10 protein-coding genes are annotated in these 13819 nt (G+C 71.8%); 8 read left to right on the forward strand and 2 right to left on the reverse strand.

Annotated features, from left to right (window positions below):
* Window positions 1–661 precede the first annotated feature (661 nt).
* A complete protein-coding gene (locus JOD46_RS07435; protein ID WP_204392980.1) occupies window positions 662–2632 on the reverse strand; it encodes an AMP-binding protein in 1971 nt (656 codons plus the stop codon).
* Between the two features lie 206 nt (window positions 2633–2838).
* Here JOD46_RS07435 and JOD46_RS07440 point away from each other — a divergent pair, with 206 nt between their 5' ends.
* The 4 genes from JOD46_RS07440 to JOD46_RS07455 are packed head-to-tail and all read left to right on the forward strand — an operon-like array spanning window position 2839 to window position 7112.
* The gene (locus JOD46_RS07440) at window positions 2839–3480 is read left to right on the forward strand and encodes a GntR family transcriptional regulator (RefSeq protein WP_204392982.1); all 642 of its coding nucleotides are present in this window, start codon (window positions 2839–2841) and stop codon (window positions 3478–3480) included.
* Between the two features lie 17 nt (window positions 3481–3497).
* Window positions 3498–5036 carry an MmgE/PrpD family protein gene (locus JOD46_RS07445; protein ID WP_204392984.1) on the forward strand — a complete coding sequence of 513 codons (1539 nt, stop codon included), beginning with the start codon at window positions 3498–3500 and terminating at the stop codon, window positions 5034–5036.
* A gap of 9 nt (window positions 5037–5045) precedes the next feature.
* Window positions 5046–5945, forward strand: coding sequence for a methylisocitrate lyase (gene prpB / locus JOD46_RS07450; protein ID WP_204392986.1), 900 nt, complete (start codon window positions 5046–5048; stop codon window positions 5943–5945).
* Between the two features lie 30 nt (window positions 5946–5975).
* Window positions 5976–7112 (forward strand): bifunctional 2-methylcitrate synthase/citrate synthase, encoded by a 1137-nt coding sequence (locus JOD46_RS07455; RefSeq protein WP_204392987.1) that lies wholly within the window; start codon window positions 5976–5978, stop codon window positions 7110–7112.
* A 60-nt stretch (window positions 7113–7172) separates the two neighbouring features.
* Here the strand turns inward: JOD46_RS07455 and JOD46_RS07460 are convergent, their stop codons facing one another.
* Window positions 7173–7406 (reverse strand): hypothetical protein, encoded by a 234-nt coding sequence (locus JOD46_RS07460; protein WP_204392988.1) that lies wholly within the window; start codon window positions 7404–7406, stop codon window positions 7173–7175.
* A 199-nt stretch (window positions 7407–7605) separates the two neighbouring features.
* Here JOD46_RS07460 and topA point away from each other — a divergent pair, with 199 nt between their 5' ends.
* Genes topA through JOD46_RS07480 form a run of 4 tightly spaced genes read left to right on the forward strand, consistent with a single transcriptional unit; the run spans window position 7606 to window position 13752 of the window.
* On the forward strand, window positions 7606–10386 hold the full coding sequence (gene topA, locus JOD46_RS07465; protein ID WP_204392989.1) for a type I DNA topoisomerase: 2781 nt from the start codon (window positions 7606–7608) through the stop codon (window positions 10384–10386).
* Entirely contained in the window at window positions 10383–11003 is a 621-nt protein-coding gene (gene tmk / locus JOD46_RS07470) for a dTMP kinase (protein ID WP_204392991.1), read from the forward strand. The genes topA and tmk overlap by 4 nt, the downstream gene beginning before the upstream one ends.
* A gap of 50 nt (window positions 11004–11053) precedes the next feature.
* Window positions 11054–12229, forward strand: a complete 1176-nt coding sequence (locus JOD46_RS07475; protein ID WP_204392993.1) for a DNA polymerase III subunit delta' — start codon at window positions 11054–11056, stop codon at window positions 12227–12229.
* Complete coding sequence (locus JOD46_RS07480) at window positions 12226–13752, forward strand: alpha/beta hydrolase (protein ID WP_307834949.1); 1527 nt, start codon at window positions 12226–12228, stop codon at window positions 13750–13752. Before JOD46_RS07475 ends, JOD46_RS07480 begins: the two co-directional genes overlap by 4 nt.
* The last annotated feature ends 67 nt before the right edge of the window (window positions 13753–13819 follow it).

Here is a 13819-nt window from a genome sequence, read left to right on the forward strand (position 1 = left end):
CTCGCGGATCACAGGCGATCGCGGGATCCAGGAGCGGATCACGGCGTGCGTCCTGCAAGCCGGTGACGCTCCTGCACACCCCGCACGCGCGGATGGCTCCTTCCGCCCGCTCGGTCGGCGACTGTTTCTCCGGCTGGCCCGTTTGAACCCGGCCTCATATGAGGCCGGGCTGAGATGAGCCATCTGGAATCCCCGACCGTGTCCGGCTGGGTCGTTGGAACACGGCCTCATATGAGGCCGGACTGAGATGAGTCATCTGGAACCCCCGACCGTCTCCGGCTGGCTCGTTTGAACGCGGCCTCATATGAGGCCGGGCTGAGATGAGCCATCTGGAATCCCCGACCGTGTCCGGCTGGGTCGTTGGAACGCGGCCTCATATGAGGCCGGACTCAAACGAGCCATCTGGAAACCATCCCGGTCCGGCTGGATGGCGCCGGTAGACGCCGCGGGCGCGCGGGCGGGAGGCCGCGGGCGAGCCGCGTGAGGCGACGGCGTGCGCGAGTGCGGGCGGCCGGCGCGGGCGACCCGCGTGAGGCGACGGCGTGCGCGAGTGCGGGCGGGAGGCCGCGGGCGGACGGCAGAGGTCGTCGCCCGGGGGCGGCGCATGCCGCCCCGGGGAAGGCGCGAGCAGGTGGGCGGCCGCCGCGACGGCGGACCCGGACTATCGCCCGAGCGCCGCCTCGAGTGCCGTCAGCACCGTCGGGTCCTCGATCGTCGGCGGGACCTTGTACCGCTCGCCGTCGGCGATCTGCCGCATGGTCTTGCGCAGGATCTTACCCGACCTCGTCTTCGGCAGGCGCTCGAGCACGGTGACGTCGCGGAACGCGGCGACGGGGCCGACGGTCTCGCGCACGAGGGCGACGAGCTCGGTCACGAGCACGTCGTGGTCGACGACCGTGCCGTGCTTGAGGGTCACGAACCCGGCGGCGCGCTGGCCCTTCAGCTCGTCCCTGATGCCGATCACGGCGACCTCGGCGATCGCCGGGTGGTGGTTGATCGCCTCCTCGAGCCCGCCCGTCGAGAGCCGATGCCCCGCGACGTTGATGACGTCGTCGGTGCGGCCCATGACGTAGACGTAGCCGTCCTCGTCGAGGTACCCGGAGTCGCCGGTGGCGTAGTGCCCGGGGAACGCCGTGAGGTACGACGACACGTACGTCTCGTCGCCGCCCCAGAGCGTGGGCAGGCTGCCGGGCGGCAGCGGCAGCTCGAGCACGATGTTGCCCTCGGTGCCGGTGGGCACCGGGCGGCCCTTTCCGTCGACGATCGCGATGCAGTAGCCGGGCACGGGAACGGTGGGGGAGCCGGGCTTGACCGGCAGCGGCTCGATGCCGCGCGGGTTGGCGGCGATCGCCCAGCCCGTCTCGGTCTGCCACCAGTGGTCGATCACGGGGCAGTGCATCGCGTCGTTGATCCAGTGGTACGTCTCGGTGTCGAGGCGCTCGCCGGCGAGGAACAGCGCCTCGAGGCTCGAGGTGTCGTAGCGGGCCAGGTGCTCCAGCGCCGGGTCCTCGCGACGGATGGCGCGCACCGCCGTGGGTGCCGAGAACAGCACCTTCACGCGGTACTCCTCGACCATGCGCCAGAACGCGCCCGCATCGGGCGTGCCGATCGGCTTGCCCTCGTAGAGCACGGTCGTCGCGCCCGCGAGGAGCGGGCCGTAGACGATGTAGCTGTGGCCGACGACCCATCCGACGTCGGAGGCGGTCCACATGACGTCGCCCGGGTGGATGTCGTAGATGTTCCGCATCGACCAGGCGAGCGCGACCGCGTAGCCGCCGTGGTCGCGCACGACGCCCTTCGGCGTGCCCGTCGTGCCCGACGTGTAGAGGATGTAGAGCGGGTCGGTCGCGGCGAGCTCGACGGGCCCGACCGGTTCGGCGCGCTCCAGTTCGGCGGCCCAGTCGACCCAGCGCACGCCCACGCGCCCGTCGAACCGGGCCGCGTCGCCGGGCACGGCGTCGCGGTCGCGCACGATCACGGTCTCGACGCTGAGCTCGTCCTCGGAGACCACCGAGATCGAGGCGGTCGCGGCGTCGGTCACGGAGCGGTCGCCGACGATCATGGCGAGCGCCTTCTCGATGATCGGCAGGTACTCCACCGCGCGCCCGGGCTCGAGGCCCCCCGACGAGGTGACGATGACCTTGGGCTGCGCGTCCTGGATGCGCACGGCGAGCTCGTTGGCGGCGAACCCGCCGAAGACCACCGAGTGCACGGCGCCGATGCGCGCGCAGGCGAGCATCGCGATGACGGCCTCGGGCGTCATCGGCAGGTAGATCGCGACGCGGTCGCCGCGCTCGACGCCGTTGCGGCGCAGCACGCCCGCGAACAGCGACACCTCGTGCAGCAGCTCCGCATACGTGAACGTGCGCTTCGAGCCGGTCATCGCCGAGTCGTAGGCGAGCGCGACCTGGTCGCCGCGCCCGGCCTCGACCCAGCGGTCGAGCGCGTTGGCGCTGAGGTTGAGCGCGCCGTCGGGGAACCAGCGGTAGATCGGCGCGGCATGGTCGTCGAGCGCCCGCGTCGGCGGCGTCACCCAGTCGACGAGTCCGGATGCCTCGAGCCAGAACTCCTCCGGCTGCTCCATGCTGCGCCGGTACTCGTTCGCGTACGTGCGCTCCGCGGTCGTGCCCATGCCCGTTCCTCCCCACCGAGGACGGCGACGGTGCCACTGCCTCGGGACGTGCGGTCGATCCCGTGCCGGCTCTGGCGCGGGGTGCACCCAATGTATACACAGAACGCGGATCCTGCCAACCCAAGTGGCAAAATGCTGCAAGAATTGTGGACGCCGCGCCATCCGTGTATACATGACTCCGGATGACGACGTCGAAGGAGGGCAGCATGCGAGCCGGTGACCGTGCCTACCGCACCCTCCGGGCCGAGATCCTCGACGGCACGCTCGAGCCCGGCACGGTGCTGCAGGAGGTCGAGCAGTCGACGCGCCTCGGCGTGAGCCGCACGCCGGTCCGCGAAGCCCTGCGCCAGCTGGCCGCCGACGGCCTCGTCGAGGCGAACGGGCGCGGCACGATCGTGACCGCGGTCTCGCGCGACGACATCGTCTCGCTGTACGAGCTCCGCGAGGCGCTCGAGGCGAAGGCCGCCGGCCTGGCGGCCCAGCGGCACGACGACGCGCCGTTCCTCGCGATCCGCAACCGTCTGCGCGAGGCGCCGCAGCTCCTGGCCCAGGGCGAGCAGGGCCTCGTCGCGTACTTCGCGATCGTCGACGACCTCGACGACGCGATCGAGGCCGCGGTCGCCAACCCGTTCCTCGCTTCGGCGCTGCGCAGCGTCCAGCTGCACTCCGCCCGCATCCGGCGCCTGTCGCGGCACAATCCCGAGCGGCTGCGCGCCGCGGCCGGCGAGCACCTGCTCATCGTCGAGGCGATCCTCGCGCGCGATGCCGAGCTCGCCTCCCACGCCACCCACGTGCACCTGCACATGAGCCTCACGAACGCCCTCGCCACCTCGGCGAGCCTCACCTAGGAACGGAAGGTCCCACCGTGCAACTCCACCACGTGCGTGTTCACCGCAGCGACGAGAACCTCGCGCGCGAGGACCAGCTCGCCTGGAAGATCGCCGAGGTCGCGGCCGACCCCGTCGAGGTGACCGACGAGGTCGCCGACATGGTCGTGAACCGCGTCATCGACAACGCCGCCGTCGCCGCGGCCTCGCTCACGCGCCGCCCCGTCGTGGCCGCGCGCAGCCAGGCGCTGTCGCACCCGGTCTCGATCGGCGGCGACGGCGCGACCGTGTTCGGCGCCGACGCCTCACGGCGCACGAGCCCCGAGTGGGCGGCCTGGGCGAACGGCGTCGCCGTGCGCGAGCTCGACTTCCACGACACGTTCCTCGCGGCCGAGTACTCGCACCCCGGCGACAACATCCCGCCGATCACGGCCGTCGCCCAGCACCTCGCGGTCCGTCGCGGGCTGACCGGGCGCGAGCTCGTTCGCGGCATCGCGACCGGCTACGAGATCCAGGTCGACCTCGTGAAGGCGATCTCGCTGCACAAGCACAAGATCGATCACGTCGCGCACCTCGGCCCGTCGGCCGCGGCGGGCATCGGCACGCTCCTCGGCCTCGACGTCGAGACGATCTTCCAGGCCATCGGCCAGGCCCTGCACACGACCACCGCGACCCGACAGTCGCGCAAGGGCGAGATCTCGACGTGGAAGGCGCACGCCCCGGCGTTCGCCGGGAAGATGGCGGTCGAGGCCGTCGACCGCGCCATGCGCGGCGAGACCAGCCCGACCCCGGTCTACGAGGGCGAGGACGGCGTGATCGCGTGGCTGCTCGACGGCCCGGATGCCGCGTACGACGTGCCGCTGCCCGACGCGGGCGAGGCCAAGCGCGCCATCCTCGACACCTACACCAAGGAGCACTCGGCCGAGTACCAGGCGCAGGCCTGGATCGACCTGGCCCGCAAGCTCCACCACGAGCACCCCGAGCTCGTCGAGGACCCGACGCGCATCGCGAGCGTCGTCATCCAGACCTCGCACCACACGCACGTCGTGATCGGCTCGGGCGCGAACGACCCGCAGAAGTACGACCCCACGGCCTCGCGCGAGACGCTCGACCACTCCATCCCGTACATCTTCACGGTGGCGCTGCAGGACGGCACCTGGCACCACGCCCACTCCTATGCGCCCGAGCGCGCCGGGCGCCCCGATACGGTCGAGCTCTGGCGCAAGGTCACCACGGTCGAGGACCCGGAGTGGACGCGCCGCTACCACGCACTCGACATCGCCGAGAAGGCGTTCGGCGGTCGCGTCGTCATCACGCTCGAGGACGGCGAGACCATCGTCGACGAGATCGCCGTCGCCGACGCGCACCCGCTCGGCGCCCGGCCCTTCGGCCGCGAGCAGTACGTGCAGAAGTTCCGCACGCTCGCCGCCGACGTGCTCGAACCCGCAGAGATCGACCGATTCCTCGAGGTCGCGCAGCGCCTGCCGCTGCTGACCGCCGACGAGCTCGACCACCTCACCATCGTCGCCGCGCCGGGCGTGCTCGCCTCGGTCCCGACCCCGCACGGCATCTTCTAGGAGGACCCCATGCTGTACGCACAGACCCCCGCGCACGAGAAGCGCCGGCGCTTCCGCGAGCGCCTCGCGACCGGCGAACTGCTGCGCTTCCCCGGCGCGTTCAACCCGCTCTCGGCGCGGCTCATCGAGCGCAAGGGCTTCGAGGGCGTGTACATCTCGGGCGCCGTGCTCTCGGCCGACCTCGGCCTGCCCGACATCGGCCTGACGACACTCTCCGAGGTCGCCGGTCGTGCGAAGCAGATCGCGCGGATGACCGAGCTGCCCGCGATCGTCGACGCCGACACGGGCTTCGGCGAGCCCATGAACGTCGCTCGCACCATCCAGGAGATGGAGGACGCCGGCCTCGCGGGCCTGCACATCGAGGACCAGGTCAACCCGAAGCGGTGCGGCCACCTCGACGGCAAGCAGGTCGTCGACGAGCACACGGCGCTGCAGCGCATCGCCGCGGCGGTCGATGCGCGGCGCGACGAGAACTTCCTGATCATGGCGCGGACCGACATCCGTGCCGTCGACGGGCTCGACGCCGCCGTCGACCGGGCCAAGAAGCTCGTCGATGCCGGCGCCGACGCGATCTTCCCCGAGGCGATGGCCTCGCTCGAGGAGTTCGCCGCGATCCGCGCCGCGGTCGACGTGCCGCTGCTCGCCAACATGACCGAGTTCGGCAAGAGCGACCTGTTCACCGTGCAGCAACTGGCCGAGGTGGGCATGAACATCGTGATCTGGCCGGTCTCGCTGCTGCGCATCGCGATGGGCGCCGCCGGCCGCGGTCTGGACGAACTGACGGAGGCCGGTGCGCTCACGCGGCTGCTTCCCGAGATGCAGCACCGCGCCGACCTGTACGAGCTCATCGACTACGAGGGCTACAACCACTTCGACACCTCGATCTTCAACTTCACCGTCGCGCGCTGACGCGCGGCGGCCGGACGAAAGCGAGCCAGCATGACCGACACCGCCACGACCGCGCCGACGCCGGCGCCCGACATCCGCAAGGGCCTGGCCGGGGTCGTCGTCGACACGACGGCGATCTCGAAGGTGAACCCCGAGACCAACTCGCTGCTCTACCGCGGCTACCCGGTCCAGGAGCTCGCCGCGGCCACGCGATTCGAGGAGGTCGCGTACCTCCTCTGGCACGGCGAGCTGCCGGATGCCGCTGAGCTGGCCGCGTTCCGTGCCGCCGAGCGCGCGGGGCGGGCGCTGGAGCCGAACGTGAAGGCCGCGATCGACCTGCTGCCGACCACGTGCCATCCGATGGACGTCGTGCGCACCGCGGTCAGCGTGATCGGCGCCTCGGACCCCGCCGCCGACGATGCGAGCCCCGAGGCGAACCTCGCCAAGGCCGAGCGCCTGTTCGCGGCGCTGCCCGCGGTCGTCGCCTACGACCAGCGCCGCCGTCGCGGGCTCGGCGTCGTGCCGCCGCGCGACGACCTCGACTACTCGGCGAACTTCCTGTACATGGCGTTCGGCGAGGTGCCCGACCCGGTCGTGGTCGACGCGTTCGACGTGTCGATGATCCTCTACGCCGAGCACTCGTTCAACGCCTCGACGTTCACGGCGCGCGTGATCACCTCGACGCTCTCCGACCTGTACTCGGCCGTCGTCGGGGCGATCGGCGCGCTGAAGGGGCCCCTGCACGGCGGAGCCAACGAGGCGGTCATGCACGTGTTCGACGAGATCGGCTCGGCCGACCGCGTCGTGCCGTGGCTCGACGAGGCGCTCGCCTCGAAGCGCAAGATCATGGGCTTCGGGCACCGCGTCTACAAGAACGGCGACTCGCGCGTGCCGACGATGAAGGCCGCGCTCGACACCCTCATCGCGTACTACGACCGGCCGGATGTCGCGGAGCTCTCGGACGCGCTCGAGCGCGAGTTCGTGGCGCGCAAGGGGATCCACCCGAACCTCGACTACCCGTCGGGGCCCGCGTACCACCTGATCGGCTTCGACACCGAGATGTTCACGCCGCTCTTCGTCGCCTCGCGGGTCACGGGCTGGACCGCGCACGTCATCGAGCAGGCGGCATCCAACGCGCTCATCCGCCCGCTGTCGGCCTACGACGGCGTCGACGAGCGGCACGTCTGAGACCGGAGGCACGAGGCGGGGCGGACGTGACGAGCGGACCGCCCCGCACTCGCGCGTCGGTCAGTCGAAGACCGTCTCGATGAACCGGTACTCGACGGCGCTCGGCCGGTCGTCACCGGGGGTGTCGAACTCGAGGCCCGCGCCACGCGAGTACACGTAGCGCTTGCCGCCGTCGCCCGAGAGCTCGAGCCGGGGTTGCGGGTCGCCGGTGTCGAGGAAGCCGGTCGAGACCGTCTTGCCCTCGAGTGGTCCGTCGATCAGCTTGGCGGTGTAGGTGCCCGATGACGTGTCCATGCCGTCATTCTGCACCCCTCCTCCACCGCGGCAAGGGCCTTGCGTCCCGCGGGTCGTTCGGCCCGCGGTGGGTGCGCTCACGGCCGGAATGTGTATGGTGTGCCTGTCGGCGCGATGCCGCCGACCGTTCAGCACACCGCTCGGGGGCGAGGCGACGTCGTGCGTTCCCCGTCCAGTGTCATCAGCAATAAGGAGTCCGGTGCCAGGCGCGAAGAAGCTCGTGATCGTGGAGTCGCCGACGAAGATGAAGTCGATCGCCGCGTACCTCGGCGACGGCTACGAGGTGCTCTCCTCGGTCGGTCACATCCGCGACCTCATCGAGCCCAAGAACCTCCCGCCCGAGCTGAAGAAGGGCTCGCTCGGCAAGTTCTCGGTCGACGTCGAGAACGGCTTCGAGCCGTACTACGTGGTGTCCGACTCGAAGAAGAAGACGGTCGCCGAACTCAAGCGCGCGCTGAAGGATGCCGACGAGCTCCTGCTCGCCACCGATGAGGACCGCGAGGGCGAGGCCATCGCGTGGCACCTGCTGCAGGAGCTCAAGCCCAAGGTGCCCGTGCGCCGCATGGTCTTCCACGAGATCACGAAGGATGCGATCCTCAAGGCGAAGGACCACACGCGTGAGCTCGACACCGCGCTCGTCGACGCGCAGGAGACCCGGCGCATCCTCGACCGCCTCTACGGCTACGAGGTCTCGCCGGTGCTCTGGCGCAAGGTCGGCCCGGGCCTCTCGGCCGGCCGCGTGCAGTCCGCGGCGACGCGTCTCGTGGTCGACCGCGAGCGCGAGCGGCTCGCCTTCGTCGCCGCCGGGTACTGGGACCTCGTCGGCCGGTTCACGAGCGACGAGACCGGCTTCGAAGCCAGGCTCGTGCGCGTCGGCGGCGAGCGCGTGGCCACGGGCCGCGACTTCGACGACCGCGGCCGCCTGACCGGCAAGGCCGTGGTGCTCGACGAGGCGACCGCTCATGCGCTCACCGCGGCGCTGCGCGACGACACGGTCGCCCGCCGCGTCTCGCGGGTCGAGTCGAAGCCGTACTCGCGCCGGCCGGCGGCGCCGTTCACCACCTCGACGCTGCAGCAGGAGTCGGCGCGCAAGCTCCGGCTCTCGGCGCGTGACACCATGCGCGTCGCGCAGTCGCTCTACGAGAACGGGTACATCACCTATATGCGCACCGACTCGGTGTCGCTCTCGCAGCAGGCGATCCAGGCTGCGCGCGCGCAGGCCGTCAAGCTCTACGGCGCCGACAGCGTGCCCGAGAAGCCCCGCGCCTACGCCGGCAAGTCGAAGAACGCGCAGGAGGCGCACGAGGCCATCCGCCCCTCGGGCGAGGTGTTCCGCACGCCGTCCGAGCTGCAGGGCGTGCTGCGCGGCAGCGAGTTCAAGCTGTACGACCTGATCTGGAAGCGCACCGTCGCGTCCCAGATGGCCGACGCCAAGGGGCAGACCGCGACCGTGACCATCGAGGTCGGCCCGACGGCCGCCGACGCCCCGGCGCCCGAGTCGCCGTCGGCCCCGGTCGCCTCGACCACGGCCGAGTTCACCGCGAGCGGCACGGTCATCACGTTCCGCGGCTTCCTCGCGGCGTACGAGGAGAGCCGCGACGAGGAGCGCAACGCCGACGACGCTCCGGGCGAGGCCAAGCTGCCGCCGCTGAAGGAGGGCCAGGCCGTCGGGCTGGCCGAGCTCGAGGCGAAGGGCCACGAGACCAGCCCGCCGCCGCGCTACACCGAGGCGAGCCTCGTCAAGCGACTGGAAGAGCTCGGGATCGGACGCCCGTCCACCTTCGCGTCGATCATCTCCACGATCCTCGACCGCGGGTACGTCACGCAGCGCGGCCAGGCGCTCGTGCCGAGCTGGGTCGCGTTCTCGGTCGTGCGCCTGCTCGAGGAGCACTTCGGCGACCTCGTCGAGTACGACTTCACCGCCGAGATGGAGGACGACCTCGACCGCATCGCCTCGGGCGAGGCCGATCGCGTCGACTGGCTCAACGAGTTCTACTTCGGCAGCCCCAAGCACAAGGGCCTGCGCCAGGTCGTCGACAACCTCGGCGAGATCGACGCGCGCGAGATCAACTCGGTCGAGATCGCGCCCGGCGTGACCCTGCGCATCGGCAAGTACGGCCCGTACCTCGAGGCGGTCGAGCCCGATGCCGCACCCGACGCCGCTCCGCGCCGCGTCAACCTGCCCGAGGACCTCGCGCCCGACGAGCTCACCGCCGACAAGGCCCGCGAGCTCATCGAGGCGCCCGTGCAGGGCGACCGCGTCCTGGGCGCGAATCCCGCGAACGGCAAGCAGGTCGTCGTCAAGGACGGCCGGTTCGGTCCGTACGTGACCGAGGTCGAGCCCGAGGCCGCCGAGCCGTCGGTCGACGCCGCGACCGGCGAGGTCGTCGAGCCGGCCAAGCCGAAGCGCGGCGCGAAGAAGGCCGCCGCGCCCAAGCCGCGCACCGCGTCGCTCTTCAAGAGCATGCAGCCCGAGGAGGTCGACCTCGCGACGGCGCTGAAGCTGCTCGACCTCCCGCGGATCGTCGGCGTCGACCCCGAGTCGGGCGACGAGATCACCGCTCAGAACGGCCGCTACGGTCCGTACCTGAAGAAGGGCGCCGAGACGCGCACGCTGCCGAGCGAGGATGCGATCTTCGAGATCGACCTCCCGGGGGCGCTCGAGCTGCTCGCGCAGCCGAAGTACGGGGCGCGTCGCGAGTCGAGCGCGCTGAAGGAGTTCCCCGAGGACCCGGTCAGCGGCAAGCCCATCAAGGTGAAGGACGGCCGGTTCGGCCCGTACGTGACCGACGGCACGACCAACGCGACCATCCCGCGCGCCGAGTCGGTCGAGGAGATCACCTTCGAGCGCGCCGCCGAGCTGCTGCAGATCAAGCGCGACAAGGGGCCGGCCGCACCGCGCGGCAAGCGCGCCTCGACCGCCAAGGCCCCGGCCAAGCGCGCGACCTCCACGCGCTCGGCGAAGAAGAGCTCCGCGTGAGCCGCGGGCTCTTCCTCACCCTCGAAGGCGGCGACGGCTCCGGCAAGTCCACGCAGGCGAGCCTGCTCGAGCAGTGGCTCGTCGGCCGCGACCGCACCGTCGTGCGCACCCGGGAGCCCGGCGGCACACCGGTGGGCGTCGAGATCCGGGAGATCGTGCTGCACCACCGCGGCGACATCGCACCGCGGGCCGAAGCGCTGCTCTACGCCGCCGACCGCGCCCACCACGTCGCCTCGGTCGTGCGCCCCGCGATCGGACGGGGCGAGATCGTCGTGCAGGACCGCTACCTCGACTCGTCGGTCGCCTACCAGGGCGCCGGGCGCGTGCTCGATGCCGGCGAGGTCCGCTCGCTCTCCGAGTGGGCGGCCGAGGGGCTCATGCCCGACCTCACGGTGCTGCTCGACCTGCCGTGGGAGGTCGCGCGCCGCCGGCTCGACGGCGCGCGCACGCGCTACGACCGGCTCGAGGCCGAGGCGGGGGAGTTCCACGAGCGGGTCCGCGACGCGTACCTCGCGCTCGCCGAGGCCGAGCCCGAGCGGTTCGTCGTCGTCGACGCCACCGAGCCGGTCGACGAGATCGCGGCTCGGATCCGGGCCCGCGTCGAGCCGCTCCTGTGAGGACCCCGCATGCGGGCGCCGACGTCGTCGGCCGACGGTAGCGTGGCATCGTGACCGTCTGGAGCGACCTGACCGGCCAGGATGCCGCGATCGCCGTGCTGCGCGCCGCGGCCGCCGCGTCGACGGCCGGTTGGGTGTCCTCCGACATGACGCACTCGTGGCTCATCACGGGTCCGCCCGGGTCGGGGCGCTCCAACCTCGCGTACGCGTTCGCCGAGGCGCTGCTCTCGGGCGAGCCCGACGGCGACGTCGCGACGCACGCGCAGGTCGTCGCTCGCAGCCATCCCGACCTGCACGTGCTCGCCACCGAGGGCGTCATCATCAAGGTCGCCGACGTGCGCAAGATCGTGGAGCGATCGCACTACGCGCCCTCGGTCGGCCGCCATCGCGTCATCGTGGTGGAGGACGCCGACCGCATGACCGAGCAGACCTCGAACGTGCTGCTGAAGGAGCTCGAGGAGCCGCCGGAGCGCACGGTGTGGATCCTGTGCGCACCGAGCGAGGCCGACCTCATCCCCACGATCCGCTCGCGCGTCCGCTCGGTCCGCCTGCAGGTGCCCGGCATCGCCGAGGTGGCCGGGCTCCTCGCCCGGCGCGACGGCGTCGACCCCGCGATCGCGGAGCGGGCCGCGCGCGAGGCGCAGAGCCACATCGGCATGGCGCATCGACTCGCGACCAGTGCCGAGGCCCGCGACCGTCGCGCCGAGACGCTCCGGCTCGCGCTCGGCGTGCGCTCGACGCCCGGCGCGGTCGCCGCGGCCGCGCGCCTGCTCGAGATCGCCGGCGACGACGCGAAGGCCATCACCGAGCTGCGCGATGCCGAGGAACGCGAGCACGCGCTGCGGTCGCTCGGCGTGGCACCCGGCCAGGCCGTCCCGGCCGCGCTGCGCTCGCAGATCCGGGCGCTCGAGGAGGACCAGAAGCGGCGCGCGACCCGGAGCCTGCGCGACGGCATCGACCGCATCCTCGTCGACCTCGCGTCGCTCTTCCGCGACATCCTCGTCACCCAGCTCGGCGCGGGAGTCGAGCTCGTCAACCTCGAGATCTCGAGCGACATCGCGCGCGCCGCGGCGGCGGCCACGCCCGCGCGCACCCTCGCGACGCTCGACGCCATCCAGGAGGCCCGTATCCGCATCGACGGCAACGTCCAGCCCGCCCTCGCGCTCGAGGCCATGCTCGTCTCGGCGATCCGCCGACCGCAGACCGCAGGGCAGGTGCGCTCGTGAGGCGCGCACGTCGCCTGCTCGCGGCACTGGCCGCGGCCACCGTGCTCGTGACGAGCGGCTGCGCGCTGCCGTCGTTCATCGACCCGCCCGCCGCCGACCGCTCCGAGCCGACCGGCGAGAAGGTCGCGGCCGAGCTCGAGCCGTTCTACTCGCAGGTGCTCGAATGGGAGGCCTGCGGCCAAATGCAGTGCGCCACCGCGACCGCGCCCCTCGACTGGGACGCGCCCGAGGCGGGCGAGATCGAGCTCGCACTCGTGCGCCAGCCCGCGCGGGGCGACCGGATCGGTTCGCTGCTGGTCAACCCCGGCGGCCCGGGCGGTTCCGGCTACGACTTCATCGCCGACTCGATCGACTACGCGGTCGGGCCCGAGCTGCAGCAGCGGTTCGACATCGTGGGCTTCGACCCGCGCGGCGTCGGCCGGTCCAGCGCGGTGCGGTGCTACGACGCCGAGCAGATGGACGAGTTCCTGTACGGCATCGTGCCCGCCGAACGCGGGAGCGACGCCTGGATCGACGACGTGCGCGCCGCGAACGAGGACTTCGGCGCCGCGTGCGCCGAGCGCACCGGCGAGCTGCTCGCGAACGTCGACACGGTCAGCGCCGCCCGCGACCTCGACCTGCTGCGCGCCATCCTGGGCGACGAGCAGCTGAACTACCTCGGCTACTCGTACGGCACGTTCCTCGGCGCGACGTACGCCGGCCTGTACCCCGAGAAGGTGGGCCGTCTCGTGCTCGACGGCGCCATCGACCCGGCTGCGAGCAACGCCGAGGTGACGCAGGCGCAGGCGATCGGCTTCGAGCAGTCGCTGCGCGCGTATCTGGCCGACTGCCTCGCCGGCCAGGACTGCCCGTTCTCGGGCTCCGTCGACGACGCGGCCGATGAGGTGGCGCGGCTGCTCGCCTCGGTCGAGGCGAGCCCGCTGCAGGGCAGCGACGGCCGCGAGCTCGGCGCCGACGCGCTGGTGACCGCCATCATCTACCCGCTCTACAGCCCCGAGTCCTGGTCGTACCTCAGCGACATGTTCCAGTCGGTCATGTTCGGCGAGGCCGACACCGCGCTGGCCTTCGCCGACGGCTACAACGGGCGCGAGGCCGATGGCACCTACCGCGACAACTCCACCGAGGCGTTCCGCGCCGTCAACTGCCTCGACTACACGTACGACGCCGACGTCGCGACGATGCGCGAGCAGGCCGCCGAGCTCGCCAGGGCGGCGCCGATCATCGGCCCGTACTTCGGCTACGGCGACATCGGGTGCGAGGCATGGCCGTACTCGAGCGACCGCGAGCGTGCGCCGATCACGGCCGAGGGCGCGAATCCGATCCTCGTGGTCGGCACCACCGGCGACCCGGCGACGCCCTACGACTGGGCGGTGGCGCTCGCCGACCAGCTCGAGAGCGGCGTGCTCGTCACCTACGAGGGCGAGGGGCACACCGCCTACCGCAAGTCGAACGCGTGCGTCGACGACACCGTCGAGGCCTACCTGATCGATGGAACGGTGCCCGACGCCGACCCGATGTGCTGACGCGGCGTCGCGGGTTCCACGGGTGGTCATGAGCGCCCCGAAAACCCGCTAACATGGTCTCTCGTGC

The sequence above is a fragment of the Agromyces aurantiacus genome, from assembly GCF_016907355.1.
Taxonomy (GTDB): Bacteria; Actinomycetota; Actinomycetes; order Actinomycetales; family Microbacteriaceae; genus Agromyces; species Agromyces aurantiacus.

Excerpts from the sequence above, each read along its gene's own strand:
- JOD46_RS07460 (WP_204392988.1), bottom strand. The coding sequence starts at position 7,406 with ATGGACACGTCATCGGGCACCTACACCGCCAAGCTGATCGACGGACCA.
- JOD46_RS07440 (WP_204392982.1), top strand. The coding sequence starts at position 2,839 with ATGCGAGCCGGTGACCGTGCCTACCGCACCCTCCGGGCCGAGATCCTC.
- JOD46_RS07455 (WP_204392987.1), top strand. The coding sequence starts at position 5,976 with ATGACCGACACCGCCACGACCGCGCCGACGCCGGCGCCCGACATCCGC.
- prpB (WP_204392986.1), top strand. The coding sequence starts at position 5,046 with ATGCTGTACGCACAGACCCCCGCGCACGAGAAGCGCCGGCGCTTCCGC.
- JOD46_RS07435 (WP_204392980.1), bottom strand. The coding sequence starts at position 2,632 with ATGGGCACGACCGCGGAGCGCACGTACGCGAACGAGTACCGGCGCAGC.